Source organism: Serratia sp. Sp408 (assembly GCF_057180665.1).
Genome location: NZ_JBXUFT010000006.1, coordinates 161,732 through 183,254, shown reverse-complemented (window position 1 = coordinate 183,254; position 21,523 = coordinate 161,732). Strand labels below are relative to the sequence as shown.

Sequence of the window (21,523 nt, the reverse complement as noted above, 5' to 3'; positions counted from 1 at the left end):
ATAAGCCGGGCGGCGTCTGATTCGGCCCCGCCCCGCCATTGATCCGCGGCGTGTCAGACCAGAGGAGGAGAGCAAGGTTCGTGAAACAGCAACCCGCATCCGTACAATGGCAACTGTGGATCGTCGCATTTGGTTTTTTCATGCAAACCCTCGACACCACCATCGTCAATACCGCGTTACCGTCCATGGCCGTCAGCCTGGGGGAAAGCCCGCTGCGCATGCAATCGGTGATAGTTTCCTACGTGCTGACGGTAGCGGTGATGCTGCCGGCCAGCGGCTGGCTGGCGGATAAGGTCGGCGTAAAGTGGATATTTTTCAGCGCCATCGTGTTGTTTACCCTCGGCTCACTGCTGTGCGCCCGAGCGGAAACGCTGAACCAGCTGATTGCCTGGCGCGTGGTACAGGGCATCGGCGGCGCCATGATGGTGCCGGTCGGCCGCCTGACGGTGATGAAAATCGTACCGCGCGACCAGTATATGGCGGCAATGACCTTCGTTACCCTGCCCGGGCAGATTGGCCCGCTGATGGGGCCGGCGCTCGGCGGCTTTCTGGTGGAGTACGCCAGCTGGCACTGGATTTTCCTGATCAACATTCCGGTCGGCATTGCCGGCGCCATCGCCACGCTGATGCTGATGCCCAACTACCGCATGCAGACCCGGCGCTTCGACATCAGCGGCTTTATCATGCTGGCCATCGGTATGGCGGCGTTGACGCTGGCGCTCGACGGTCATAAGGGCATGGGGCTGTCGGCGGCCGCCATTGCTGGCCTGGTGGCGCTGGGTGCCGCCGCGCTGGCGGGCTACTGGTGGTATGCCCGCGGCAATTCACGGGCGCTGTTTTCGCTGTCGCTGTTGGCTACCGAAACCTATAAAGTAGGCCTGTTCGGCAGCCTGCTGGGGCGGATTGGCAGCGGGATGTTACCGTTCATGACTCCGCTGTTCCTGCAGGTCGGCATGGGGTTTTCGCCGTTCCACGCCGGTTTGATGATGATCCCGATGATCCTTGGCAGTATGGGCATGAAACGCATCGTGGTGCAGGTGGTCAACCGTTTCGGCTATCGCAACGTGCTGGTGTATGCCACCCTGTTGCTGGCGCTGGTCACCGTGCTATTCCTGCTGGTGGCGATGCTGGGCTGGCTGTATCTGCTGCCGGTGGTACTGGTGTTCCAGGGCATGATCAACTCGCTGCGTTTTTCAGCGATGAATACGCTGACGCTGAAAGACCTGCCGGATCGCCTCGCCAGCAGCGGCAACAGCCTGCTGTCGATGGTGATGCAGCTTTCCATGAGCATTGGCGTCAGCATCGCCGGTATTTTAATCGGCAGCTTTGCCCACCATCAGGTGGTGGCCGACAGCCCGGCGATCCACAATGCCTTCATTTACAGTTACCTGTGCATGGCGCTGATCATTGCACTGCCGGCGCTGGCCTTTGCCCGCGTTCCGGTCATCAACATCACCAACCGCACATTGACCAAAGGGCCGGGTAACAGCTCAACGAGGACTTAATGAGAATAGGCATTACCGCAAAGCTGTTTTTAGCCATCTTCGCCACCTGCATGCTGGTGTTGATCACCATGCATTGGGGCGTGCGTCTCAGCTTCGAGCGTGGCTTTATCGATTACATCAAGCACAGCAACGAACAGCGTATCGCCATGCTCAGCGATGCGCTGGAAGATCAATACAGCCGCCACGGCAACTGGCAGTTTCTGCGCAACAACGATCAGGTGGTCTACCAGATCATGCGTTCGTTCGAACAGAACAGCGACAGCAGCCACAACCTGCCGCCCAAAGGCTGGCGCACCCAGTTCTGGGTGGTTGACAGTCAGTACAACCGGCTGGTCGGCCACGCTGGCCACATTCCCCAGGAAGGCACCCGCCAGCCGATTCGCTACAACAATGAAATTGTCGGCTGGGTGATCGCCACCCCACCGGAACGCCTGACCCGCAACGCCGACATCAACTTCGACCGTCAGCAGCGGCGTACCAGTTGGTGGATTGTCGCGCTGTCCACCCTGCTGGCGGCGGCGGTCACGCTATTGATGTCGCGCGGCCTGCTGGCGCCGGTGAAGCGGCTGGTCGCCGGCACCCACCGGCTGGCAGCAGGCGATTTCAGCGCGCGGGTGGCGGTCAGCAGTCAGGACGAACTGGGTCGCCTGGCGCTGGACTTTAACCAGCTCGCCACCTCGCTGGAAAAAAACGAACAGATGCGCCGCGCGTTTATGGCCGACGTGTCGCATGAACTGCGCACCCCGCTGGCGGTACTGCGCGGCGAGCTGGAGGCGTTGCAAGATGGCGTGCGCCAGCCGACGCCGGCGTCGCTCAGTTCATTGCAGGCCGAAGTGTCCACCCTGACCAAACTGGTTGACGATCTGCATCAGCTGTCGCTGTCGGATCTCGGCGCGCTGGCCTACCGTAAATCCCAGGTCGACTGCGTGCATCTGCTGCAAATCGCCGTTGCGGTATTTCGCGAACGTTTCCATGCCAAGGGCCTGCAGATCGTCACCCGTCTGCCGGAGCGTGCATTGCTGTTCGGCGATCCGGACCGTCTCAATCAACTGTTCAACAACCTGCTGGAAAACAGCCTGCGCTATACCGACGCCGGCGGCAGGCTGGAGATCGGCATCGAAACGCACGCCAGCAGGCTGGTTATCTATTGGCAGGACAGCGCCCCCGGCGTCAACGACGAGCAACTGTCGCGCATCTTTGAGCGTTTTTATCGCACCGAGGCTTCGCGCAACCGCGCCAGCGGCGGCTCGGGTCTTGGTCTTTCCATCAGCCAGAACATCGTCGAAGCGCACGGCGGCCACATCCGTGCGCAGCACTCGCCTTTGGGCGGCGTGCGCATTACGGTAGAATTCCCTGACCCAATTTCGTCCGTGAAGAACAAGGCGCCCTAATGGAAACGCAAAATCAGCCATTGCAGATCATGATTGTTGAAGATGAGCCCAAGCTGGGCCAATTGCTGGTGGACTATCTCCAGGCTGCTGGCTACGCCACCCGCTGGCTAACCAACGGCAGTGAGGTCATTGCCGCAGTGCATCAGCAGCCACCGGCGTTGATCCTGCTGGATTTGATGCTGCCGGGCAGCGACGGTCTGTCGGTCTGTCGCGAACTGCGCCGCTTTACCGAACTGCCGATCGTGATGGTCACGGCAAAAATCGAAGAGATCGATCGGCTGCTGGGGCTGGAAATCGGCGCGGATGACTATATTTGCAAGCCCTACAGTCCGCGTGAAGTGGTCGCGCGGGTAAAAACCATACTGCGCCGCTGCTATCGACCAGCGGAATCCCAGCAGGAAGATGCGCTGCTGCACATCGACGAGCCGCGTTTTCAGGCCAGTTATCAAGGTCAGGTGCTGGATCTCACGCCGGCGGAATTTCGCCTGCTGAAAACCCTCGCCAGCCAGCCTGGCAACGTATTTTCACGCGAGCAACTGCTGAACAACCTGTATGACGATTATCGCGTGGTCACCGACCGCACTATCGATAGCCATATCAAGAACCTGCGCCGCAAGCTGGAAGCACTCGACGGCGAAAAGGCGTTTATCCGTTCGGTATATGGCGTCGGTTACCGTTGGGAGGCGGAAGCGTGCCGGCTGGTCAATCCTCTCTGAGCCACCGCGTGGTTAGCTTCCTGTGCGTTGTCGCCACTGCAAAGTGAAAATTTCCGGCGGCCGCAAATATTTCGGCGTTTTTTTACGCTACGCTAATTAGGTCTGTTTGCACAGTCGCCCAAAATTCAAGGGATTGACTACACTTACTGCAATTATCGACCCAACAGGAGAAGGACCCATGGCAACCGGCCACTATGAGTTGAAAAAGTCGTCCAACGGACAGTACCACTTCACCTTGAAAGCCAGTAATGGCGAGATCATTCTTTCCAGCGAAATGTACGCCAGCAAGGCTTCGGCGGAGAACGGTATTGCTTCGGTGCAAACCAATTCCCCCAACGAAGCGCAATACGAAACCAAGGTCAGCAGCAGCGACAAACCGTATTTCGTGCTGAAAGCCAAAAACCATCAGATCATCGGCGTCAGCCAGATGTACAGCTCGGATGCCAGCGCCAAAAGCGGTATCCAGTCGGTGATCAAGAACGGCCCGACAACCGACGTGCGCGATCTGAGCGCCTGAGGTTTTTTACGCGCGGCAGCATGGCCGCGCGTTTTCCGCATGATGCAGATCAATCTCCCCTGAATAATTCCGGTTAATTGCTGATTTTGGCGCGGGCTGCCGTTACAATTCTGCGCTTTCACTGCGCCATCAGGTGGCGCGGTACTGACCTGAAATCAGACTGAGAACCCTCATGTTTACACCGGAACTCCTTTCCCCCGCCGGAACGCTGAAAAACATGCGTTACGCCTTTGCCTATGGTGCCGATGCGGTTTATGCCGGCCAGCCGCGTTACAGCCTGCGCGTACGCAACAATGAATTCAATCATGAAAACCTGGCGCTCGGCATCAACGAAGCCCATGCGCTGGGCAAAAAATTCTATGTCGTGGTCAATATTGCGCCGCATAACGCCAAACTGAAGACCTTTTTACGCGATCTGAAACCGGTGATTGAGATGGGCCCGGACGCGCTGATCATGTCGGACCCTGGCCTGATCATGATGGTGCGCGAAGCCTTCCCGCAGATGGCGATCCACCTGTCGGTACAGGCCAACGCGGTCAACTGGGCGACGGTGAAGTTCTGGCAGCAGATGGGGCTGACGCGTGTCATTCTGTCACGCGAACTGTCGCTGGAAGAGATCGCGGAAATCCGCAGCCAGGTGCCGGACATGGAGCTGGAAATCTTCGTCCATGGCGCGCTGTGCATGGCCTACTCCGGCCGCTGTCTGCTGTCTGGCTATATTAACAAGCGTGACCCGAATCAGGGCACCTGCACCAACGCCTGCCGCTGGCAATACAAGGCGGAACCCGGCAAGGAAGACGACGCGGGCAATATTGTTCACCAACATGAACCCATCCCGCTGCAAACCGTCGAGCCGACGCTGGGCATCGGCACGCCGACCAACCAGCTGTTTATGCTGTCCGAAGCGCAGAAACCGGGCGAATATATGAGCGCGTTTGAAGACGAGCACGGCACCTATATCATGAACTCCAAGGATTTGCGCGCCATCCAGCACGTAGAACGTCTGACGCAGCTCGGCGTGCATTCGTTAAAAATCGAAGGTCGCACCAAATCGTTTTACTATTGCGCCCGCACCGCCCAGGTTTATCGCCGGGCGATAGACGACGCCGCCGCCGGCAAACCGTTCGATCCGTCGCTGCTCACTACGCTGGAAGGCTTGGCGCACCGCGGCTATACCGAGGGTTTCCTGCGCCGCCATACCCATGAATCGCAGCAAAACTATGAGTACGGTTCTTCTGTTTCCGAACGCCAGCAGTTTGTCGGGGAATTCACCGGCGTACGCCGCGACGGCTGGGCCGAAGTCGACGTAAAAAACAAATTTTCCTGTGGCGACAACGTTGAATTGATGACGCCGGGTGGCAACATCCAGTTTACACTGGAAAACATGCGCAATAAAAAAGACCAGGCAATAGACGTGGCTCCGGGTAACGGCCACATTGTTTATTTACCGATCCCACCGGATATCGAGCTGGAATATGCGTTGCTGATCCGTAATTTACCCCAGGGAAATAATCCGAGCGCCTGATGAGCCACGCCACGGTCGGTGGCGCGGTTTTTTGGCAAATATTAGAATTGGATCACATCAATTTTTTGCCAGCCTGGTTAATATCAGGCTGCTTAAAACCAATAACGAAAATACTTGCATAGCAATACTAGGAACCACCTCCTTAGCCAGTCCAATCTCCCTTGGACTGGCTTTTTCTTTGTTGCCTTCCGTCAATAACCGACCAGACAAATTATTTTAGTCATCCACGTTATTTATTGTATTAATATCCCATCGGGCTAAATCGATATATTATTTCTCCTTGAGTAAAATAAAACCGCGTTTAAATCCCGCTAACCGGCACTGTTAACTGAATATTCTGATGGTTTAGCGCCGGCTTGTGGTTTATCGTTTACCCCATCATGATTGGGTCTGGAGTTCGGAAATGAGTCAACACGCGCCAACGCTGCTTATCATCAACGGTAAAGGTGCCGGCGATGAACTGGTGCGCGCTGCCGTTCACACGTTGAGAGAAGCGGGTGAAATCCTGCACGTACGCGCCACCTGGGAATACGGGGACGCCGCGCGTTACGTCGCAGAAGGGGTAAAACTCGGCGTCAGCAACATTATTGCCGGCGGTGGCGACGGCACCATTAACGAAGTTGCCGCCGCACTTGTCACCCTTCCCGAGCAGCAACGTCCGATTCTGGGCATCCTGCCGCTGGGCACCGCCAATGATTTCGCCATGGCGTGCAATATCCCGTTAGTGCCAGAACAGGCGCTGAATCTGGCGATCAAGGGCCGCGCGGTACCGATCGATCTGGCCAAGGTCAACGACGATCGTTACTTTATCAATATGGCTACCGGCGGCTTCGGCGCACGTATCACCACCGAAACACCAGAAAAACTGAAAGCGGCGCTGGGCGGCGTTTCCTATTTCATTCACGGCCTGCTGCGCATGGATACCTTGAAAGCCGACCGCTGCGAAATTCGCGGCCCGGATTTCAGCTGGACCGGCGATGCGATGGTGATCGGCATCGGTAACGGCAAACAGGCGGGCGGCGGGCAGCAGCTATGCCCGGATGCGTTGATCAACGACGGTCTGCTGCAGTTACGCCTGCTGATTGCCGATGAGCTGCTGCCGGCGCTGATCGCCAGTCTGTTCAACGGCGAAGAAAACAAAAACGTCATTGGCGCATCGCTGCCGTGGGTGGAAATTGACGCTCCGCATACCATGACCTTCAACCTCGACGGTGAACCGCTGAAAGGCACCCACTTCCGTATCGAAGTACTGCCACACGCGCTGCAATGCCGCCTGCCACCTAACTGTCAATTACTCGGCTAAACCCGACGGGCGCCCGCTCGGCGCCTGCCTTTCTCCCCTGCTTTCCCTGCTGACGGCCTATCGCTCCGACGGGCCGAAGTGTGATCCCTGCCGGCAAAATCGATAAATCATACTTGTATGGTAGTTAGTTCATAGCGTATTTTTTGCGCATCGCAACGTTGCCAGTCAGGAAGTGGAAATGATGAAAATTGTTAATGCAGAGGTATTTGTTACTTGCCCAGGACGGAACTTTGTCACGCTGAAAATCACCACCGACGACGGCATTACCGGCCTGGGTGACGCCACGCTGAACGGCCGGGAGCTGTCGGTCGCCTCATACCTGAAGGATCATCTCTGCCCACAGTTGATCGGCCGCGACGCCCATCAGATCGAGGATATTTGGCAGTTTTTCTACAAAGGCGCTTACTGGCGCCGCGGGCCGGTGACCATGTCGGCAATTTCCGCCGTCGATATGGCGCTGTGGGATATCAAGGCCAAAGCCGCCAATATGCCTCTGTATCAACTGCTGGGCGGCGCTTCACGCAGCGGTGTAATGGTCTATTGCCACACCACCGGCCATTCGATTGACGAAGTGCTGGACGATTACGCCCGACACCAGGAAATGGGCTATAAGGCGATTCGCGTCCAGTGCGGCGTACCGGGCATGAAGACCACCTACGGCATGGCCAAAGGCAAAGGCCAGGCGTATGAACCGGCCACCAAGGGCGTCTGGCCGGAAGAACAGCTGTGGTCGACGGAAAAATACCTCGATTTCACCCCAAAACTGTTTGAAGCGGTGCGCAATAAATTCGGTTTCGACCAGCACCTGCTGCATGACATGCACCACCGATTGACGCCTATCGAAGCAGCGCGCTTCGGCAAAAGCGTCGAGCCATACCGCCTGTTCTGGATGGAAGATCCGACGCCGGCAGAAAACCAGGAATGCTTCCGGCTAATCCGTCAACACACCGTCACGCCGATTGCCGTCGGTGAAGTATTCAATAGCATCTGGGACTGCAAACAGCTGATCGAAGAACAGCTGATCGACTACATCCGCACCACTCTGACACACGCCGGCGGCATCACCGGCATGCGCCGCATTGCCGACTTTGCCTCGCTGTATCAGGTACGCACCGGATCGCACGGCCCGTCCGATCTGTCACCGGTATGCATGGCGGCGGCGCTGCATTTTGATCTGTGGGTGCCGAACTTTGGCGTACAGGAATACATGGGTTATTCCGAGCAAATGCTGGAGGTGTTCCCACACAGCTGGCGCTTCGACAACGGCTATATGCACCCGGGCGAAAAACCAGGTATCGGCATCGAGTTCGACGAAAGACTGGCGGCCAAATATCCGTATGACCCCGCTTACCTGCCGGTGGCGCGTCTGGAAGACGGCACCTTATGGAACTGGTAACAGGAGAATTGAACATGCACAGCGTAGTGATTGAACAACCGGGTGAGCTGGTTATCCAGCAACGCGCCCTGCCTCACCCCGCCGCCGACGAAGTGCGGGTCAAGGTGAAATTCGCCGGGATCTGCGGATCTGACGTACACATTTATCACGGCCACAACCCGTTTGCCCGCTATCCGCGGGTGATCGGCCACGAGTTCTTCGGCGTGATCGACGCCGTCGGCAGCGAGGTCAGCGATAGGCGCCTTGGCGAGCGGGTGTCGATCGATCCGGTGGTGAGCTGCGGTCATTGTTACCCGTGCTCGGTAGGCCGGCCCAACGTCTGTACCAGCCTGCAGGTCATCGGCGTGCATCGCGACGGCGGCTTCAGTGATTACGCCTGCGCTCCGGCGCGCAATGCCTACCCTATTCCCGACGACATCAGCGATCGCCATGCCGCGATGGTCGAACCCTTCACCATCGCCGCCAATATCACCGCTCATCTGCAACCCTGCGAACAGGACGTGGCGCTGATCTACGGTGCCGGGCCAATGGGACTGACGGTGATCCAGACCCTGAAAGGGGTCTATAACGTGCGCCAGGTGATGGTTGTCGATCGCATCGCCGAGCGGCTGGCAATGGCGCAGGAAAACGGTGCGGACTGGGTGTTTGACAATACCCAGGCGTCATTGGCGGAGGCGTTGGCAAAACGGGGTATCCGCCCGACGCTGATTGTCGACGCTGCCTGCCACCCAGGCATACTGCCCGAAGCCATCCAGTTGGCGTCGCCGGCGGCACGCATCGGCATCATGGGGTTTTCCAGCGATCCCTGCACCCTGTCCCAGCAAGCTATTACCAGTAAAGAGCTGTCGATATTTTCATCGCGCCTTAACAGCGCCCGCTTCCCGCAGGTTATTGACTGGATGCGCAACAGAAAAATCGATCCTGAAAAGTTGATTACCCATCAGTTTGCATACACGCAGGTGGTTGATGCCATGAACGTTTTTGAAAAAGACCAGCAGCAGTGCTGCAAAGTCTTGCTGCAGTTCTAGGCAACAGGCTCTGTGCCCGAAAGTTTGCTGTATCTATTTGCAAAATAACACAGCCTTATCAATTGGTTAGGTAAAACCCTGATGGTCCGATCGTTGTCGACGCGGCTGGTCAGCACCACCGGATCGTCAGGTCGCCTTTTCGCTCGCGAGCAAGCCCGTCACGTCAGGGAGTGCCGGACGCTAGCCAAGATATCGCCCGATAAAACGAACAACAATAGAGAACAGGAATATGAATATAGGACAGAACACGGCCCAACCCAAAAGAAATACCAGCGATCTGGTCAAGGCCGCCGTTTCCGGCTGGCTGGGTACCGCATTGGAATTTATGGATTTTCAGCTCTACTCGCTCGGTGCCGCACTGGTTTTTCATGAGATCTTTTTCCCGGAACAATCCGCCGCCATGGCATTGATTCTCGCCATGGGCACCTATGGCGCCGGCTACATCGCCCGCATCGTCGGCGCGTTTATTTTCGGTCGTATGGGCGACACCATTGGCCGCAAAAAAGTGCTGTTTATCACCATTACCATGATGGGAGTCTGCACCACGCTGATTGGCGTTTTGCCGACCTATGCCCAGATCGGCATCTTTGCGCCGCTGCTGCTGGTATTGCTGCGCATTGTTCAAGGGCTGGGAGCCGGCGCGGAAATATCCGGTGCCGGCACCATGTTGGCCGAATATGCGCCGAAAGGTAAACGCGGCATTATCTCCTCGCTGGTCGCCATGGGCACCAACTGCGGAACCCTGTCTGCCACGGCGATTTGGGCCTTCATGTTCTTCTGGCTCAGCAAGGAAGAGCTACTGGCCTGGGGATGGCGTATCCCGTTCCTGGCCAGCGTAGTAGTAATGATTTTTGCCATCTGGCTGCGTATGAACCTGAAGGAAAGTCCGGTGTTCGAAAAGGTCAACGACAGCAGTGACGAGGCCGTAGCCAATGCCATGCCTGTTGACAACACCCATTCGCTTGGTGCCATGTTCACCAGCAAATCCTTCTGGCTGGCCACCGGACTGCGCTTCGGCCAGGCGGGCAACTCGGGCCTGATCCAGACCTTCCTGGCCGGTTATCTGGTCCAGACCCTGCTGTTTGAGAAGAGCATTCCTACCGATGCGCTGATGATAAGCTCGATACTCGGTTTTATTACCATTCCGCTACTCGGTTGGCTTTCCGACAAATTCGGCCGGCGGCTGCCTTATATCATCGTCAGCATTTCCGCCATTATTCTGGCCTACCCGACCTTGTCGTTGATTGTCGATAAAGGCAATGACGTCAGCATCATCATGGTGTCGATCATCGTGATCCACAACGTTGCGGTATTGGGGCTGTTTGCGCTGGAAAACATCACCATGGCGGAAATGTTCGGCTCACGTAATCGCTTTACCCGCATGGCGATTGCCAAGGAGGCCGGCGGTTTGGTGGCGGTAGGTTTCGGCCCGCTGCTGGCCGGCATTTTCTGCAATATGGTCGACTCGTGGTGGCCGATCGTGGTGATGATCGTTGCCTATTCGGTGGTCGGACTGATTTCGGCTCTGCTGATGCCGGAGGTCAAGGATCGTGATTTAAGCCTGCTTGAAGATGCGGCAGAAGCTGCGTCGAGCGCCGCGGTGAAAAGCGCACAAAGCTATTGAGCCGCTGCGGGGCGCAGCCAATACCAGCCCCGCGCCACGGTGCATCTTGTCATCAACGTGCCGGTCTCGATCGCCGGCACTCTACGGCGGGCTAATAATGAATGCTAACGATTTAACGACGTCAATTGCGCGGCCATCGTACGATCGCAACCGGCTGGTTGCACGCATGGTACATCTTGGCTTTGGCGCTTTTTATCGCGCCCATCAGGCAGTGTTTGCCGATCTGCTGGCCAGCCAATATGGCAGCGATTGGGGATATTGCACGGTCAATCTGGTCGGCGGCGAGCAGCTGATTAGCGATCTCAAGCGGCAAGATTTGCTGTATTCGGTGGCAGAAATGGACAGCAGCGGCTGGCACAGCCAGACCATCGGCGTCGTCAGGCAGGCGCTGCATCTACGGCTCGACGGAGTGCAGGCGGTGTTGGAGGCCATGGCTCACCCCCAGGTCGCCATTGTCTCACTGACCATCACCGAAAAAGGCTATTGCTACCACCCCGCCAGCGGACAACTGCTGGCCGATCACCCGGCGATTGTGTATGACCTGACGCATCCGTCACGGCCACAGTCGGCGCCGGGATTGCTGCTGGCCGCGCTACGCCTGCGCCGCAGTCGCGGCTTGCCGCCGTTCACCGTGATGTCCTGCGACAACATGCCGGAAAACGGCCGCGTGGCGCGTAATGTCGTCATCCAGTTGGCGCAGTTGCAGGACGCCAAGCTGGCAAGCTGGGTTGAACGGCAGGTGGCCTTTCCGTCGACCATGGTCGATCGCATCGTGCCGGCAGTCACGCCCGACACCCTACAGCGTATCCAGCACCTGCTTGGCGGCATTGCCGACCCGGTCGGCGTCGCCTGCGAGCCGTTCCGCCAATGGGTGATCGAAGACCGCTTCCCTCAAGGCCGCCCGGCCTGGGAACAAGCCGGCGCCGAACTGGTGGATAACGTGCTGCCATATGAAGAAATGAAACTGCGCATGCTGAACGGCAGTCACTCCTTCCTGGCCTATCTGGGTTACCTGGCCGGTTATGCGCACATCAGCGACTGTATGCAAGATCCCCATTTCGTCGTTGCCGCGCGCCGGCTGATGCTGGCTGAACAGGCCCCCACGCTGCAGGTGCAGGGCGTGGATCTGGCCCTGTACGCCGACTCATTACTGCTGCGCTACGGCAACGGCGCACTGCAGCATCGCACCGCGCAAATTGCCATGGATGGTACGCAAAAACTGCCGCAACGCATGCTCGATGCCATTCGCTGGCATCTGGCGCACGGCAGTTGCTTTGACTGTCTGGCGCTGGGCGTAGCCGGCTGGATGCGCTATGTCGGCGGGATCGACGAGCAGGGTCAGCCCTTCGAGATTCAGGATCCGCGCAGTGACGAGATTGCCACCCGCGTCGCCACCAGCCAGGAAGGCGAGCCGCGCGTACGGGCATTACTGCAGATGGACACGGTATTTGGCCGGGATTTACCCGCGCAACCGGCCTTTGTCGAGGCCGTCACCCAGGCCTATCTGACCCTGTTGACCCACGGCGCCAAAGAGAGCGTCGGTGGTTTATCAAACCGCTAGCGGCAGACGGGCTATCCGTGTCGACAACCCTGGCAAATCGCACATATCCAAGAGGTGATCATGACGCAAATTTCCCACGTCGCCGTTGCAAAAGGCGATACCGCCGCGCTAAAAAGAGTCGCCAGCGCGTCTGCCATCGGTACCGCAGCGGAATACTATGACTTTTTTGCCTACGGCACCGCCGCGGTATTATTTTTCGGCCAGCTGTTTTTCCCGAATGCCGATCCGTTAATCAGCACGCTGGCGGCGTTCGCCACCTATGCCGTCGGCTTTCTGGCTCGCCCACTGGGCGGCATCGTCTTTGGACATATCGGCGATAAGGTGGGTCGTAAAAAGGCGCTGGTGATCACCATTCTGATCGTTGGCCTGGGAACGTTTTGCATCGGCTTGCTGCCCACCTACGAAACCATAGGTATCTGGGCCCCCATTGCACTGATCTTTATCCGTATCTTGCAAGGTTTCGGCGTCGGTGGCGAACAGGCCGGCGCGGTATTGATGACCGCGGAATATTCACCACCGCCACGCCGCGGTTTCTATGCCAGTTGGGTGCAGATCGGCGCGCCAGCCGGCTTTCTGCTGCCGTCCGGTTTGTTTGCGCTGCTGACGGCCTGCCTGTCGGCGGAACAGATGCTGGACTGGGGCTGGCGTATTCCGTTCCTGCTCAGTCTGCTACTGGTTATCGTCGGCCTGTTTATTCGGCTCAAGATCGATGAGTCACCGATATTTGACCAAATCCGCCAGACCAAGGCCGTGGAGTCACGTCCGGTGGTCGAAGTTGTCCGCCTCTATCCTGGCCTGATCGTCAAGGGGGTGTGCGCCAAGCTGATCGAAGCCTGCGCGTTCGCCATGTTCACCGTTATCGTGCTGGCCTATGGCAAAGCCAACCATCTTAACGAAAGCATCTTGCTGGAAACGATGATAGTGGCGGTGATGCTGGAAATCGTGGCAATTCCGTTAATGGGGCGTCTGTCGGATCGGGTCGGACGAAAACCGGTCTACATTGCCGGCGCACTGCTGTTGGCGATCGGCATCGTGCCGTTCTTCCTGGCGATTGGCATGGATAACTTCCTGATAACGCAAATTGCCATGATCCTGGCATTAACCCTTGGCCACAGCATGTGCTATGCCCCACAGGCCAGCTTTTTCCCCGAGCTGTTTCCAACGCGTATCCGCTGTAGTGGCATTGCATTAATCTGGCAGATAGGCTCTCTGGTTGGCAGCGGTATTCTTGGCCTGGTGGCAGTGAAAATTCTGCAAATCACCGGTGGACACTACTACGGTCTGGCGATTTATATGATTGTGCTGGGCGTGATTTCGGCCATCGGCCTGTGTCTGATGCCAGAAACCGCGCCGTTACGACGCAAAGAAGAATACCAGGATTGGCACCCCAACTGATGCCCGCAAAGCGGCTCGCAGTTTCTGACGCTGCGAGCCGGACAGAAGAAATTTAGCCTGTCGATTAATGCATCCGCAGATATACAATAATCTGCTAGTATGGTGGCACCCCAATCGAGTCCTGGTTATTGATTATTGCCATGCCTGACACCTATAGCCTGACGAACAATGTGCCGGTAAATCAACAGATCTATCGCTTTCTGCGCAGGGATATCGTTGATTGCACCATTCCTCCCGGGACGCTGCTTTCGGAAAAGGAAATTTCAACCCGTTTCAGCGTGTCACGCCAGCCGGTACGCGAAGCCTTCATTAAACTGGCCGAAGCCGGTCTGGTGCAGATATTGCCGCAACGCGGCACCTTCGTGATGAAAATTTCCGCCAAACGGGTGGCCGACGGCCGTTTTATTCGCCAGGCGGTGGAATGCGCAATTATCCGCCGGGTGGCGGTTAACATTACGCCACAGCAGCTACTGCTGCTGGAACACAATCTGCATCGGCAAACGCTGGCGTCACAACACCATCAGATCCGGGAATTTCTGCTGCTGGACGACGAATTCCATCAGTTGCTGACGCAAATCGCCAACTGCCCGTTGGCCTGGGAAACTATCGAAACCATCAAGGCTACCATGGACCGCGTGCGTTTTCTCAGCCTGAGCGAAGTCTCGCCGCCGGAAAACCTGATCCAGCAACATTATCGTATTTTTGACGCGCTAAAAGCCCACGACCCGGACGCCGCCGAGCGAGCGATTCACGATCATCTGCAAGAAATGATCTACTCGATCACGCCGATCGCTCTGCAAAATACCGACTGGTTCGAAGCGGAATAACCCGTTGAAGAAAAACGATGTTATCGTAAATAGACACCCCAGCAGGCGAATTTTAACCGCGTAAATGGCATTTCTTCTCAATCGCATCTATTGTTTCTCCTTGCCCACGGGATTTCATTAATATCGTTCAATACCCGTCATTGTTAGAGCTGCATCGTCATTGCCTGGTGACTCAGCACATGGGTGAGCCTCATCCGAGGAGCCACAACCCGCCGCGTTCACGTCGATGTGCGGCTACTGTGTCGCTCACTCCCGTTACCCGGCTGGCGCCAAGCGTCCGGCTTGCCGTCTCGATGCAACCTCAATGCGTCAGGGTATAACAGCTTCAATCACCGCTTTTTCACTATGCCGGTGCTTAGAACCTCGCTTTACCGGCGTATGAGGAAGCTTTAACGGGAGTTAATCATGACTGATATTGCACAGTTGTTAGGTAAGGAAGCGGAAGACCTGTTGCAACACCGCTGTACCACCATCCCTGCTGAAAATCTCTATCTGCCCGGTGCCGATTTTGTCGATCGGGTGATGATCGATAACAATCGCCCCAATAGCGTATTACGTTCCATGCAAACGCTGTTCAACCATGGACGCCTGGCCGGTACCGGCTACCTGTCGATACTGCCGGTCGATCAGGGGATTGAGCACTCGGCCGGCGCATCGTTTGCCGCCAACCCACTCTATTTTGATCCGAAGAATATCGTCGAGCTGGCAATCGAGGCCGGCTGCAACTGCGTCGCCTCCACCTACGGCGTGCTGGCAGCGGTTTCGCGCCGCTACGCCCACAAAATACCGTTCCTGGTCAAACTCAATCACAACGAAACCTTGAGCTACCCAACGCAGTACGATCAGACGCTATACGCCAGCGTAGAGCAGGCCTTCAACATGGGTGCGGTGGCGGTTGGTGCCACGATTTATTTCGGCTCCGAGCAATCGCGCCGCCAAATCGAAGAAATTTCCATCGCCTTCGAACGCGCGCATGAGCTGGGGATGGTCACCGTGCTGTGGGCCTATCTGCGCAACCCGTCGTTTAACAAGGACGGTGTCGATTACCACTCCAGCGCCGACCTGACCGGCCAGGCCAATCACATTGCCGCCACCATTGGTGCGGATATCGTCAAGCAGAAGATGGCGGAAAACAACGGCGGCTACCGCGCAGTCAAATTCGGCTATACCGACGATGGTGTCTATGACCGGCTGACCACCGACCACCCCATCGATCTGGTGCGTTACCAGTTGGCAAACTGCTATATGGGCCGCGCAGGCCTGATCAACTCCGGCGGTGCCGCTGGCGAAAACGACCTGCAAGAATCGGTGCGCACGGCAGTTATCAACAAACGCGCCGGCGGTATGGGGCTGATACTTGGCCGTAAGGCATTCAAAAAATCCATGAAAGACGGCGTGGCATTGATCAATGCCGTGCAGGACACCTACCTCGACCAAAAAGTCACCATCGCCTAAATCTGGCATTTCCGCCCCCTTCAGCCCGGCTTCGACCGGGCTTTTTTGTGCCAAACCCGCGGCTGCCGTTTGCTTACTCTCCCTCTCCCTGGGGGGTTATTTTCTTTCCTTTCGTTATTAACTTTTAAAATAAAATATTTATCTTTCAAATTGTGATCTATTTAAAACAAATATGCTTAAAAAATGATTAACGTAACCTACATGGCAATCGAGCCGCTGTTCGCTCCGCGCCATCACACTACTACAGGAGAAAAATAATGATTGCGTTAATCACCCACGGAGCCGAATGGTTTATCGGCCTGTTTCAAAAAGGCGGCGAGGTGTTCGTCGGCATGGTCACCGGGATTTTACCTTTACTGATCAGCTTGTTGGTTATCATGAACGCGTTGATAAAGTTTGTTGGCCAACAGCGCATAGAACGACTGGCACAGCGCTGTGCCGGTAATCCGCTGGCACGCTATCTGCTGCTGCCGCTGATCGGCACCTTCGTTTTTTGCAATCCGATGACGCTGAGCCTCGGCCGCTTTATGCCAGAAAAATACAAGCCAAGCTATTACGCCGCCGCGTCCTACAGCTGCCATTCGATGAACGGCCTGTTCCCGCATATCAACCCCGGCGAACTGTTCGTCTATCTCGGCATCGCCAGCGGCCTGACCACGCTGGGGTTGCCATTGGGGCCATTGGCGGTGAGCTACTTCCTGGTTGGCTTGTTTACCAACTTCTTCCGCGGCTGGCTCACCGATCTGACCACCAGCCTGTTCGAACGCAAAATGGGGATCCGTCTGGATCGTCAGGTTCAACTTTAATCCGTGGAGTTCACCATGAGTGCTTACCTTCGTATTGAAAAAGGCGCCAGCGGCTGGGGCGGTCCACTGGAGCTGCCGGTGGTTGCCGGCAAAAAAATCGTTTACATCACCGCCGGTACCCGGCCGGCGATCGTCGATCGCATCAGCCAACTGACCGGCTGGCAGGCAGTAGACGGTTTCAAGGACGGCGAGCCACCAGCAGACGAGATCGCCGTGGCGGTGATTGACTGCGGTGGTACGTTGCGCTGCGGCTTATACCCTAAACGACGAATTCCGACGGTTAATATTCATGCCACAGGTCAATCTGGCCCGTTGGCGCAGTTTATCCTCGAGGATATTTATGTTTCCGGGGTGCGTGAAAACAATATCACCCTGCTTGATGACACCGCCACGCAGGCGCAGCCGCCAACGCCGCCATCCCCTGCGGCAGCGGCGCCCCGCGATTACGACACCAGCAAGAAAATCACCGAACAAAGCGACGGCCTGCTGGCAAAGGTTGGTATGGGCATGGGGTCGGTGGTGGCCGTGTTCTTTCAGGCCGGGCGCGACACCATCGACACGGTATTAAAAACCATTCTGCCGTTTATGGCGTTCGTGTCGGCGCTGATCGGCATCATCATGGCGTCCGGGCTCGGCGATTTCATTGCTCACGGCCTGACGCCGCTCGCCAACAGTCCGTTCGGCTTGGTGACGTTGGCGTTGATCTGTTCGTTCCCGCTGCTGTCGCCGTTTCTTGGCCCTGGCGCGGTGATCGCTCAGGTGATCGGCGTACTGGTCGGCGTGCAGATCGGCCTGGGCCATATTCCCCCGCAGCTGGCGCTGCCGGCGCTGTTTGCCATTAACGCTCAGGCGGCGTGCGATTTTATTCCGGTCGGGCTGTCGCTGGCGGAAGCCAAACAGGACACGGTGCGCGTCGGCGTGCCGTCAGTGCTGGTCGGCCGTTTCCTGACCGGGGCGCCGACGGTGTTAATCGCCTGGGCGGCCTCCGCCTTTATTTATCAGTAACCCATGCCGTAGGGCATGCAGATTCCAGAGGCCAGTAATGCAGATTATTTTCCAAACCACCATTACCCGTATCGGCGACTGCGCGCGTGACGCATTGCAGGATGACATGCTGATCACCTTCCGCGAAGGGGCACCAGCCGACATCGAAGCATTTTGTTTTATCCATCGGCACGGCGATACCGCCGGTGAATTGCGGGCCGGCGGCATGATGGAATTGGCTGAACGCCGCTATTCCATCACCGCGGTCGGCAGTGTCGCCACGCAAAATCTGCGTGAGCTAGGCCACGTCACCGTGCGCTTCGACGGCGAGTCGCAGGCGGAGTTTCCCGGTTCAATTCACGTTTCCGGACCGGTGCCGGAAGATATCCCGTTAGGCAGTACGCTGAAATTTATCGCATAAGGAGTAGACCATGTCTGAAGTAGCCGTAGTGATTGGCGGAGGCCAAACGTTGGGGGCATTTCTAAGCCAGGGGCTGGCGGCGGAAGGTTATCGCGTCGCGGTAGCCGACCTGAACCTCGACAATGCGCAGCGGGTAGCGCAGGAGATTAACCACCAGCACGGCGCCGACCGCGCGATCGGCCTGCAGGTCGACGCCACCCGGGAGGACAGTGTTATTGCCCTGGCCAATACGGTGGACGCGACATTCGGCAGCGTCAACCTGCTGGTATACAGCGCCGGCATCGCCAAGGCGGCGCCGATCACCGACTTTCTGCTGGGGGATTTTGACCAATCGCTGCAGGTCAATCTGGTCGGCTATTTCCTCTGCGCCAGGGAGTTTTCGCGTTTGATGATCCGCGACGGCGTGGCTGGCCGCATCATTCAGATCAACTCCAAATCCGGCAAGGTTGGCAGCAAGCATAACTCCGGTTACAGCGCGGCCAAGTTCGGCGGCGTGGGATTGACGCAGTCGCTGGCGCTCGATCTGGCAGAGTACGGCATTACCGTCCATTCGCTGATGCTGGGCAATCTGCTGAAGTCGCCGATGTTCCAGTCGCTGCTGCCGCAATATGCCGAAAAACTGGGCATCAGGGCCGATGAAGTGGAACAATACTATATCGATAAAGTGCCGCTCAAGCGCGGCTGCGACTATCAGGACGTCCTGAACACCCTGCTGTTTTATGCCAGTGACAAGGCCTCGTACTGTACCGGCCAATCAATCAACATCACCGGTGGTCAGGTGATGTTCTAACCCGCTGGCACGGCGCGCTCCCCCCGCGGCGCCGTGCCGCAATAACCTGCGAGGTAACATAATGACCACTTCTCTGATTATTCTGGCCGCCATCGCCTGGCTGGGACAGATAGCCCTCGGCTGGTGGCAGATCCAGCGCTTCAATCACGCCTTTGACCGATTGTGCCAACTGGGGCCGGTCGGCGTTGGCCGCTCCGGCGGGCGCTTCAAGCCGCGCGTGGTGCTGGCGCTGGCGTTCGATGCCCAGCAACGGGTATGCGGAAGCATGATGATGCGTGGGCTGACCGTCTTCGCCCAACCTAAACCTCTGGTTCAGCTGCATGGTTTGCATCAGCACGATTTGCTGCCGGATGTGATCTTCCCCGAGGATCGTGCATGCCAAACTGCACTATCGTTAGCGATTAAGGCGAAATCATGATATTTTCAGATTAAAAGACATTACCTTTCATATTGAATTATTCACTGGGAGGGATGCTCATCGCTTGTGAACGGGAATCGCTATGAAACCAAAGCAGCGGCAAGCCGCTATTCTTGAATATCTGCAACGGCATGGCAAAACGGCAGTGGATGCCCTGGCGGAACACTTTTCAACCACCGGCACCACCATCCGCAAGGATCTGACCCTGCTGGAAGAAGAAGGCGAGGTGATCCGCACCTACGGCGGCGTGGTGCTGAGCCGCGATGACGGCGACCAGCCGATCGATCGCAAAACCCATATCAATACCGAGAAAAAACGCCAGATAGCCTATGCCGCCGTCGCACTCATCAATGACGGCGATTCACTGATTTTCGACGCTGGCAGCACTGTCTTACAGATGGTGCCACACCTGGCGCAGTTCAATAACATCACGGTGATGACCAACAGCCTGCATATCGTCAACGCGCTGGTTGAATTGGATAACGATCAAACCATTCTGATGCCCGGCGGCACCTACCGCAAAAAATCCGCCTCGTTTCACGGTAGCCTGGCAGAGTCAGCCTTTCAGCAGTTCAGCTTCGACACCCTGTTTATCGGCGCGGACGGCGTCGATCTCAACGCCGGCGTTACTACCTTTAATGAGGTGCACAACGTCAGCAAGGCCATGTGCGAAGCCGCCGGGCGCATCGTTTTGCTGGTTGACTCCAGCAAGTTCGGCCGTAAAAGCCCCAACGTGGTGTGCGAACTGGCCGCCGTCGATACGCTGATCACCGACAAAGACATCAATCCACAGTATGTCACCGCGCTGAAAGACAAAGGCATCAATATCATTCTGGTAGGAGACACCGATGAGTAACGCCACCGCTCTGCTTAACTTTGCCCGTGAAACGCTGGAAATCGAGCTGGCTGAAGCCACACGCCTGCTGGAGCGGCTGGACGACAATATGGTCTGCGCCTGCGAGCTGCTGCTCAATTGCCGAGGCAAGGCGGTGGTCTCCGGCATTGGCAAATCCGGCCACATCGGTAAAAAAATTGCCGCGACGCTGGCCAGCACCGGCACGCCGGCATTTTTCGTGCATCCGGCAGAAGCGCTGCACGGCGATCTTGGCATGATCGGCAAAGACGATGTGGTGATCTTCATTTCCTATTCCGGCCGCGCCAAAGAGTTGGATCTGATCCTGCCGCTGCTGGCGGAAAATCACATTCCGCTGATCGCCATCAGCGGTGGCAAAGAATCGCCATTGGCGACGGCCGCCGCCTGCCTACTGGATATCAGCGTTGAACGTGAAGCCTGCCCGATGGGGCTGGCACCGACCTCCAGCGCGGTCAATACTCTGATGATCGGCGATGCGCTGGCGATGGCGCTGATGCGCCAGCGTGGTTTCAATGCCGAAGATTTTGCCCGCTCGCACCCGGGCGGCAGCCTCGGCGCGCGCTTACTGAATCGAGTTCATCATCTGATGCGTACCGGCGATCGTCTGCCAAGGGTGAAAGAGAGCGCCAACGTGATGGAGGCCATGCTGGAACTGAGTCGCACCGGGTTAGGACTGGTCGCAGTGTGCGATACACAGCAAAAAGTGGTGGGGGTATTTACCGACGGCGACCTACGCCGCTGGTTGGTGAAAGGCAATAGCCTGAACGATGCATTAAGCCCGGCGATCACCCGCCCCGGCTACCGTTTGCCGGAACAGTGGCGAGCAGGTGAAGCGTTGGAAGCGCTGCACGAACAGCATATCAGCGCCGCGCCGGTGGTGGATATTAATGGCATATTGGTCGGTGCGATCAACCTGCACGATCTGCATCAGGCCGGCATTGGCTAAGGCTACGGTGCGAGGGGCGCGCACGCCACGCCCCCCGATGC

Annotated in this window: 20 protein-coding genes; all 20 read left to right on the top strand. The window is 57.2% G+C overall.

Annotated elements, in window-relative coordinates; genetic code table 11:
• Positions 1 to 80: 80 nt before the first annotated feature.
• The 20 genes from mdtD to gutQ all read left to right on the top strand — a co-directional run bounded on the left by mdtD (position 81) and on the right by gutQ (position 21,482).
• Complete coding sequence (gene mdtD / locus AC2AXP_RS17780) at positions 81 to 1,505, top strand: multidrug transporter subunit MdtD (protein WP_039991848.1); 1,425 nt, start codon at positions 81 to 83, stop codon at positions 1,503 to 1,505.
• Entirely contained in the window at positions 1,505 to 2,896 is a 1,392-nt protein-coding gene (baeS, locus tag AC2AXP_RS17775) for an envelope stress sensor histidine kinase BaeS (RefSeq protein WP_484381843.1), read from the top strand. Before mdtD ends, baeS begins: the two co-directional genes overlap by 1 nt.
• Entirely contained in the window at positions 2,896 to 3,612 is a 717-nt protein-coding gene (baeR, locus tag AC2AXP_RS17770; RefSeq protein ID WP_371902117.1) for an envelope stress response regulator BaeR, read from the top strand. The genes baeS and baeR overlap by 1 nt, the downstream gene beginning before the upstream one ends.
• 178 nt (positions 3,613 to 3,790) lie before the next feature.
• Complete coding sequence (locus AC2AXP_RS17765; RefSeq protein ID WP_004959869.1) at positions 3,791 to 4,129, top strand: YegP family protein; 339 nt, start codon at positions 3,791 to 3,793, stop codon at positions 4,127 to 4,129.
• Positions 4,130 to 4,301: 172 nt separating this feature from the next.
• Entirely contained in the window at positions 4,302 to 5,654 is a 1,353-nt protein-coding gene (gene trhP / locus AC2AXP_RS17760) for a prephenate-dependent tRNA uridine(34) hydroxylase TrhP (protein WP_004959866.1), read from the top strand.
• A 403-nt stretch (positions 5,655 to 6,057) separates the two neighbouring features.
• Positions 6,058 to 6,957, top strand: a complete 900-nt coding sequence (gene yegS, locus AC2AXP_RS17755) for a lipid kinase YegS (RefSeq protein ID WP_004959864.1) — start codon at positions 6,058 to 6,060, stop codon at positions 6,955 to 6,957.
• Positions 6,958 to 7,138: 181 nt separating this feature from the next.
• Entirely contained in the window at positions 7,139 to 8,353 is a 1,215-nt protein-coding gene (manD, locus tag AC2AXP_RS17750) for a D-mannonate dehydratase ManD (protein ID WP_039992611.1), read from the top strand.
• Positions 8,354 to 8,367: 14 nt separating this feature from the next.
• Positions 8,368 to 9,381 carry a Zn-dependent oxidoreductase gene (locus AC2AXP_RS17745; RefSeq protein WP_039991847.1) on the top strand — a complete coding sequence of 338 codons (1,014 nt, stop codon included), beginning with the start codon at positions 8,368 to 8,370 and terminating at the stop codon, positions 9,379 to 9,381.
• 229 nt (positions 9,382 to 9,610) lie between these two features.
• The gene (locus AC2AXP_RS17740) at positions 9,611 to 11,005 is read left to right on the top strand and encodes an MFS transporter (protein WP_004959855.1); all 1,395 of its coding nucleotides are present in this window, start codon (positions 9,611 to 9,613) and stop codon (positions 11,003 to 11,005) included.
• A gap of 97 nt (positions 11,006 to 11,102) precedes the next feature.
• Positions 11,103 to 12,566, top strand: coding sequence for a mannitol dehydrogenase family protein (locus AC2AXP_RS17735; protein WP_484381842.1), 1,464 nt, complete (start codon positions 11,103 to 11,105; stop codon positions 12,564 to 12,566).
• 60 nt (positions 12,567 to 12,626) lie between these two features.
• Positions 12,627 to 13,961: an MFS transporter gene (locus tag AC2AXP_RS17730; RefSeq protein ID WP_449145746.1), complete on the top strand. Its 1,335-nt coding sequence runs from the start codon at positions 12,627 to 12,629 to the stop codon at positions 13,959 to 13,961.
• Between the two features lie 140 nt (positions 13,962 to 14,101).
• Positions 14,102 to 14,788: a GntR family transcriptional regulator gene (locus tag AC2AXP_RS17725; protein ID WP_484381841.1), complete on the top strand. Its 687-nt coding sequence runs from the start codon at positions 14,102 to 14,104 to the stop codon at positions 14,786 to 14,788.
• A 405-nt stretch (positions 14,789 to 15,193) separates the two neighbouring features.
• Positions 15,194 to 16,243, top strand: a complete 1,050-nt coding sequence (gene fbaB / locus AC2AXP_RS17720; RefSeq protein WP_004959843.1) for a class I fructose-bisphosphate aldolase — start codon at positions 15,194 to 15,196, stop codon at positions 16,241 to 16,243.
• 257 nt (positions 16,244 to 16,500) lie between these two features.
• The gene (gene srlA, locus AC2AXP_RS17715; RefSeq protein WP_004959842.1) at positions 16,501 to 17,049 is read left to right on the top strand and encodes a PTS glucitol/sorbitol transporter subunit IIC; all 549 of its coding nucleotides are present in this window, start codon (positions 16,501 to 16,503) and stop codon (positions 17,047 to 17,049) included.
• 15 nt (positions 17,050 to 17,064) lie between these two features.
• Positions 17,065 to 18,054, top strand: coding sequence for a PTS glucitol/sorbitol transporter subunit IIB (gene srlE / locus AC2AXP_RS17710; RefSeq protein WP_004959838.1), 990 nt, complete (start codon positions 17,065 to 17,067; stop codon positions 18,052 to 18,054).
• A 37-nt stretch (positions 18,055 to 18,091) separates the two neighbouring features.
• Positions 18,092 to 18,454: a PTS glucitol/sorbitol transporter subunit IIA gene (srlB, locus tag AC2AXP_RS17705; protein WP_004959837.1), complete on the top strand. Its 363-nt coding sequence runs from the start codon at positions 18,092 to 18,094 to the stop codon at positions 18,452 to 18,454.
• Positions 18,455 to 18,464: 10 nt separating this feature from the next.
• Complete coding sequence (srlD, locus tag AC2AXP_RS17700) at positions 18,465 to 19,244, top strand: sorbitol-6-phosphate dehydrogenase (protein WP_004959835.1); 780 nt, start codon at positions 18,465 to 18,467, stop codon at positions 19,242 to 19,244.
• A gap of 61 nt (positions 19,245 to 19,305) precedes the next feature.
• Positions 19,306 to 19,662 carry a transcriptional regulator GutM gene (gutM, locus tag AC2AXP_RS17695; protein WP_004959832.1) on the top strand — a complete coding sequence of 119 codons (357 nt, stop codon included), beginning with the start codon at positions 19,306 to 19,308 and terminating at the stop codon, positions 19,660 to 19,662.
• An 82-nt stretch (positions 19,663 to 19,744) separates the two neighbouring features.
• Positions 19,745 to 20,518 carry a glucitol operon DNA-binding transcriptional repressor SrlR gene (gene srlR / locus AC2AXP_RS17690; RefSeq protein ID WP_004959831.1) on the top strand — a complete coding sequence of 258 codons (774 nt, stop codon included), beginning with the start codon at positions 19,745 to 19,747 and terminating at the stop codon, positions 20,516 to 20,518.
• A complete protein-coding gene (gutQ, locus tag AC2AXP_RS17685) occupies positions 20,511 to 21,482 on the top strand; it encodes an arabinose-5-phosphate isomerase GutQ (RefSeq protein WP_004959829.1) in 972 nt (323 codons plus the stop codon). The genes srlR and gutQ overlap by 8 nt, the downstream gene beginning before the upstream one ends.
• Positions 21,483 to 21,523 lie beyond the last annotated feature (41 nt).

Excerpts from the sequence above, each read along its gene's own strand:
- srlD (WP_004959835.1), top strand. The coding sequence starts at position 18,465 with ATGTCTGAAGTAGCCGTAGTGATTGGCGGAGGCCAAACGTTGGGGGCA.
- manD (WP_039992611.1), top strand. The coding sequence starts at position 7,139 with ATGAAAATTGTTAATGCAGAGGTATTTGTTACTTGCCCAGGACGGAAC.
- baeS (WP_484381843.1), top strand. The coding sequence starts at position 1,505 with ATGAGAATAGGCATTACCGCAAAGCTGTTTTTAGCCATCTTCGCCACC.
- AC2AXP_RS17725 (WP_484381841.1), top strand. The coding sequence starts at position 14,102 with ATGCCTGACACCTATAGCCTGACGAACAATGTGCCGGTAAATCAACAG.
- srlE (WP_004959838.1), top strand. The coding sequence starts at position 17,065 with ATGAGTGCTTACCTTCGTATTGAAAAAGGCGCCAGCGGCTGGGGCGGT.
- trhP (WP_004959866.1), top strand. The coding sequence starts at position 4,302 with ATGTTTACACCGGAACTCCTTTCCCCCGCCGGAACGCTGAAAAACATG.
- AC2AXP_RS17745 (WP_039991847.1), top strand. The coding sequence starts at position 8,368 with ATGCACAGCGTAGTGATTGAACAACCGGGTGAGCTGGTTATCCAGCAA.
- fbaB (WP_004959843.1), top strand. The coding sequence starts at position 15,194 with ATGACTGATATTGCACAGTTGTTAGGTAAGGAAGCGGAAGACCTGTTG.
- yegS (WP_004959864.1), top strand. The coding sequence starts at position 6,058 with ATGAGTCAACACGCGCCAACGCTGCTTATCATCAACGGTAAAGGTGCC.
- AC2AXP_RS17740 (WP_004959855.1), top strand. The coding sequence starts at position 9,611 with ATGAATATAGGACAGAACACGGCCCAACCCAAAAGAAATACCAGCGAT.
- baeR (WP_371902117.1), top strand. The coding sequence starts at position 2,896 with ATGGAAACGCAAAATCAGCCATTGCAGATCATGATTGTTGAAGATGAG.
- gutQ (WP_004959829.1), top strand. The coding sequence starts at position 20,511 with ATGAGTAACGCCACCGCTCTGCTTAACTTTGCCCGTGAAACGCTGGAA.
- AC2AXP_RS17730 (WP_449145746.1), top strand. The coding sequence starts at position 12,627 with ATGACGCAAATTTCCCACGTCGCCGTTGCAAAAGGCGATACCGCCGCG.
- srlA (WP_004959842.1), top strand. The coding sequence starts at position 16,501 with ATGATTGCGTTAATCACCCACGGAGCCGAATGGTTTATCGGCCTGTTT.
- AC2AXP_RS17765 (WP_004959869.1), top strand. The coding sequence starts at position 3,791 with ATGGCAACCGGCCACTATGAGTTGAAAAAGTCGTCCAACGGACAGTAC.
- AC2AXP_RS17735 (WP_484381842.1), top strand. The coding sequence starts at position 11,103 with ATGAATGCTAACGATTTAACGACGTCAATTGCGCGGCCATCGTACGAT.
- srlB (WP_004959837.1), top strand. The coding sequence starts at position 18,092 with ATGCAGATTATTTTCCAAACCACCATTACCCGTATCGGCGACTGCGCG.
- srlR (WP_004959831.1), top strand. The coding sequence starts at position 19,745 with ATGAAACCAAAGCAGCGGCAAGCCGCTATTCTTGAATATCTGCAACGG.
- gutM (WP_004959832.1), top strand. The coding sequence starts at position 19,306 with ATGACCACTTCTCTGATTATTCTGGCCGCCATCGCCTGGCTGGGACAG.